A 5,579-nucleotide genomic window follows, 5' to 3' on the forward strand; every position below is an offset into this window, starting at 1 on the left:
GGGGGGGGGTTCCCTGGTTTGTTGGTTGGGAACCGCATAGTGGACGCGTAGCATTTGATGTTGCCCTCACCCCTTTAGGGGTGTGGGTGTGGTGTAAGTTATCGGCTTATTAGTACCGGTCAGCTTCGCAAGTCGTTAGTCCTTGCTTCCACATCCGGCCTATCAACCCAGTGGTCTGGCTGGGGGCCTCTCACACTCAAGGTGTATGGAAATCTCATCTCGAAGCAGGCTTCCCGCTTAGATGCTTTCAGCGGTTATCCCATCCGAACGTAGCTAATCAGCGGTGCACTTGGCAGTACAACTGACACACCAGAGGTTCGTCCGTCCCGGTCCTCTCGTACTAAGGACAGCCCTTCTCAAATTTCCTGCGCGCGCAGCGGATAGGGACCGAACTGTCTCACGACGTTCTAAACCCAGCTCGCGTACCGCTTTAATGGGCGAACAGCCCAACCCTTGGGACCTACTCCAGCCCCAGGATGCGACGAGCCGACATCGAGGTGCCAAACCATGCCGTCGATATGGACTCTTGGGCAAGATCAGCCTGTTATCCCCGAGGTACCTTTTATCCGTTGAGCGACGGCCATTCCACAATGTGCCGCCGGATCACTAGTCCCGACTTTCGTCCCTGCTTGAGATGTCTCTCTCACAGTCAAGCTCCCTTGTGCACTTACACTCGCCACCTGATTGCCAACCAGGCTGAGGGAACCTTTGGGCGCCTCCGTTACTTTTTAGGAGGCAACCGCCCCAGTTAAACTACCCATCAGGCACTGTCCCTGACCCGGATTACGGGCCGAAGTTAGATATCCAGAGTGACCAGAGTGGTATTTCAACGATGACTCCACCCGAACTAGCGTCCGGGCTTCACAGTCTCCCACCTATCCTACACAAGCCACACCGAACACCAATACCAAACTATAGTGAAGGTCTCGGGGTCTTTCCGTCCTGCTGCGCGTAACGAGCATCTTTACTCGTACTGCAATTTCGCCGAGTTTATGGTTGAGACAGCGGGGAAGTCGTTACTCCATTCGTGCAGGTCGGAACTTACCCGACAAGGAATTTCGCTACCTTAGGATGGTTATAGTTACCACCGCCGTTTACTGGGGCTTGAATTCCCAGCTTCGCCCACAAGGGGCTAACCGGTCCTCTTAACCTTCCAGCACCGGGCAGGAGTCAGTCCGTATACATCGTCTTGCGACTTCGCACGGACCTGTGTTTTTAGTAAACAGTCGCTTCCCCCTGGTCTCTGCGGCCCCGATCCGCTCATGGCGAGCTAGTCGCCGTCACGGTTGGGGCCCCCCTTCTCCCGAAGTTACGGGGGCATTTTGCCGAGTTCCTTAACCATAATTCTCTCGATCGCCTTAGTATTCTCTACCTGATCACCTGTGTCGGTTTGGGGTACGGGCGGCTAAAACCTCGCGCCGATGCTTTTCTAGGCAGCATAGGATCACCAAATTCCCCTCGAAGAGGGGTCCCATCAGATCTCAGACCCGGTATCGAAACCAGAACCACGGATTTGCCTATGGTTCGCCCTACATCCTTAGACCGGGACTACCATCGCCCGGCTTGGCTACCTTCCTGCGTCACACCTGTTAATACGCTTACCTCCCAAGATCAGGTCCCGCGATCCACAAAAAACCGGATCCGTCTAAAAGACGGTCGGTCATGCTTCTGGCGGTTAGTATCCCTTGATCAGTATTGGCGGTTTTTCGCCGGTACGGGAATATCAACCCGTTGTCCATCGACTACGCCTGTCGGCCTCGCCTTAGGTCCCGACTTACCCAGGGCAGATTAGCTTGACCCTGGAACCCTTGATCATTCGGCGGACGGGTTTCTCACCCGTCTTTCGCTACTCATGCCTGCATTCTCACTCGTGTAGGCTCCACCGCTGGTTTACACCGCGACTTCACCGCCCACACGACGCTCCCCTACCCATCCACACGCCTGAACTCAGGAGAACAAGTCTCCGGCTTAGCACTAATGTGAATGCCACAACTTCGGCGGTGTACTTGAGCCCCGCTACATTGTCGGCGCGGAATCACTTGACCAGTGAGCTATTACGCACTCTTTCAAGGATGGCTGCTTCTAAGCCAACCTCCTGGTTGTCTTCGCAACTCCACATCCTTTCCCACTTAGCACACGCTTAGGGGCCTTAGTTGGTGGTCTGGGCTGTTTCCCTCTCGACTATGAAGCTTATCCCCCACAGTCTCACTGCTGCGCTCTCACTTACCGGCATTCGGAGTTTGGCTGACGTCAGTAACCTTGTAGGGCCCATTAGCCATCCAGTAGCTCTACCTCCGATAAGAAACACGCAACGCTGCACCTAAATGCATTTCGGGGAGAACCAGCTATCACGAAGTTTGATTGGCCTTTCACCCCTACCCACAGCTCATCCCCTCCATTTTCAACTGAAGTGGGTTCGGTCCTCCACGACGTCTTACCGTCGCTTCAACCTGGCCATGGGTAGATCACTTCGCTTCGGGTCTAGATCACGCCACTCACTCGCCCTATTCAGACTCGCTTTCGCTACGGCTTCCCCACACGGGTTAACCTCGCGACGTAACACTAACTCGCAGGCTCATTCTTCAAAAGGCACGCTGTCACAAGAACATGCTTGCTCCAACGGTTTGTAGGCACACGGTTTCAGGTACTGTTTCACTCCCCTCCCGGGGTACTTTTCACCTTTCCCTCACGGTACTGGTCCGCTATCGGTCATCAGGGAGTATTTAGGCTTACCAGGTGGTCCTGGCGGATTCGCACGGGATTTCTCGGGCCCCGTACTACTTGGGATACTCTCCAAACGGCAGCACGCATTACGGTTACGGGACTTACACCCTCTCCGGCCGGGCTTTCAAACCCGTTCACCTATACGCCTGCACACATTTCACCAGTCCGGCAGAACTGATACGGAAAGTCCCGCAACCCCAGTGATGCAACGCCCGCCGGCTATCACACACCACTGGTTTAGCCTCATCCGCGTTCGCTCGCCACTACTAACGGAATCACTGTTGTTTTCTCTTCCTGTGGGTACTGAGATGTTTCACTTCCCCACGTTCCCCCCACGTACCCTATGTGTTCAGATACGGGTCACCCGGTCACTCGCGCGCCGGGCGGGGTTTCCCCATTCGGACATCCTGGGATCAAAGTTCGGTTATCAACTCCCCCAGGCTTATCGCAGATTCCCACGTCCTTCTTCGGCTCCTGATGCCAAGGCATCCACCGTGTGCCCTTAAAAACTTGACCACAAAGATCAAAAACACTTCTCGGCGCAGAACCCACCACACACCACCCACGGACAACACCCCTACTCCCCGAAAGGAAAGGAACACCACCCAAAAGCCATGCGCGAAAGATCCTGCAAGAAATTGCTTCTTGTTTATAAGATGCTCGCGTCCACTATGCAGTTCTCAACCAACAACCCCAACACACCCCCACACCACCCCAGCAAACACCCCCCACAAAAACCAGGGACACCACCAAGGACACGATGCGAAGCATGCGCGGGAAAACCCAGAAACAACCAAACCCCACCCCCCGCACACCCCGACCACGGACGAAAAACCCGCAACCAGACCACGACGAAATGAGGCCCTGTTATCTCAGGACCCAACAGTGTGCCAAACAATAACCCGACATCCACCCACCAGCGATACTTTCCACACCCCCACCCCTCACCACACCCACCCCCCAAAAGGGGACAGACACGATCAGGAACACGAGCCGTACTCAACCACCAGCAAACAACACCAGGCACCTATTCATTGATATTCCACCCATGAGCACCCACCGCGGAACAAACGCCCGCGCTATGGGCTAACTCCTTGCAAGCCACACACCCACCACAGAGGATGAGCGAATGAACCTGAAGGCGCTCCTTAGAAAGGAGGTGATCCAGCCGCACCTTCCGGTACGGCTACCTTGTTACGACTTAGTCCCAATCGCCGGTCCCACCTTCGACGGCTCCCTCCCACAAGGGGTTAGGCCACCGGCTTCGGGTGTTACCAACTTTCGTGACTTGACGGGCGGTGTGTACAAGGCCCGGGAACGTATTCACCGCAGCGTTGCTGATCTGCGATTACTAGCGACTCCAACTTCATGAGGTCGAGTTGCAGACCTCAATCCGAACTGAGACCGGCTTTTTGGGATTAGCTCCACCTCACAGTATCGCAACCCTTTGTACCGGCCATTGTAGCATGCGTGAAGCCCAAGACATAAGGGGCATGATGATTTGACGTCGTCCCCACCTTCCTCCGAGTTGACCCCGGCAGTCTCCCATGAGTCCCCGGCATAACCCGCTGGCAACATGGAACGAGGGTTGCGCTCGTTGCGGGACTTAACCCAACATCTCACGACACGAGCTGACGACAACCATGCACCACCTGTAAACCGGCCACAAGTGGCTGACACATCTCTGCATCATTCCGGTTCATGTCAAGCCTTGGTAAGGTTCTTCGCGTTGCATCGAATTAATCCGCATGCTCCGCCGCTTGTGCGGGCCCCCGTCAATTCCTTTGAGTTTTAGCCTTGCGGCCGTACTCCCCAGGCGGGGCACTTAATGCGTTAGCTACGGCGCGGAAAACGTGGAATGTCCCCCACACCTAGTGCCCAACGTTTACGGCATGGACTACCAGGGTATCTAATCCTGTTCGCTCCCCATGCTTTCGCTCCTCAGCGTCAGTTACAGCCCAGAGACCTGCCTTCGCCATCGGTGTTCCTCCTGATATCTGCGCATTTCACCGCTACACCAGGAATTCCAGTCTCCCCTACTGCACTCTAGTCTGCCCGTACCCACCGCAGATCCGGAGTTAAGCCCCGGACTTTCACGGCAGACGCGACAAACCGCCTACGAGCTCTTTACGCCCAATAATTCCGGATAACGCTTGCGCCCTACGTATTACCGCGGCTGCTGGCACGTAGTTAGCCGGCGCTTCTTCTGCAGGTACCGTCACTTTCGCTTCTTCCCTACTGAAAGAGGTTTACAACCCGAAGGCCTTCATCCCTCACGCGGCGTCGCTGCATCAGGCTTGCGCCCATTGTGCAATATTCCCCACTGCTGCCTCCCGTAGGAGTCTGGGCCGTGTCTCAGTCCCAGTGTGGCCGGTCACCCTCTCAGGCCGGCTACCCGTCGTCGCCTTGGTAGGCCATTACCCCACCAACAAGCTGATAGGCCGCGAGTCCATCCAAAACCACAAAAGCTTTCCACCAACATGGCATGCGCCAGAAGGTCGTATCCAGTATTAGACCCGGTTTCCCAGGCTTATCCCAGAGTCAAGGGCAGGTTACTCACGTGTTACTCACCCGTTCGCCACTAATCCCCCCACAAGTGAGGTTCATCGTTCGACTTGCATGTGTTAAGCACGCCGCCAGCGTTCATCCTGAGCCAGGATCAAACTCTCCGTAAATGCTTCTACAGACACAACACCAACCCCCGGGAAAACGAGAACCAGCGCTGCACAAAATTCGAAACCAGCCAAAAAAACCAGCCACCCACCACAAAGCAGGCAACCAGCCAATTCAACCAATCAAAAAACAATCGGTATCAACAAACTTGGCACACTATTGAGTTCTCAAACAACAGACAC

The 5,579-nt window shown here is 55.3% G+C and carries 2 rRNA genes; both read right to left on the reverse strand.

Annotated elements, in window-relative coordinates:
* Positions 1 to 88: 88 nt before the first annotated feature.
* A 23S ribosomal RNA gene (locus IWX65_RS17075) occupies positions 89 to 3,240 on the reverse strand.
* A gap of 636 nt (positions 3,241 to 3,876) precedes the next feature.
* A 16S ribosomal RNA gene (locus IWX65_RS17080) occupies positions 3,877 to 5,399 on the reverse strand.
* Together the 16S and 23S rRNA genes form the textbook arrangement of a ribosomal RNA operon.
* Positions 5,400 to 5,579 lie beyond the last annotated feature (180 nt).

The sequence above is a fragment of the Arthrobacter sp. CAN_A214 genome (assembly GCF_015751955.1).
In the GTDB taxonomy this organism is placed as follows: Bacteria; Actinomycetota; Actinomycetes; order Actinomycetales; family Micrococcaceae; genus Arthrobacter_D.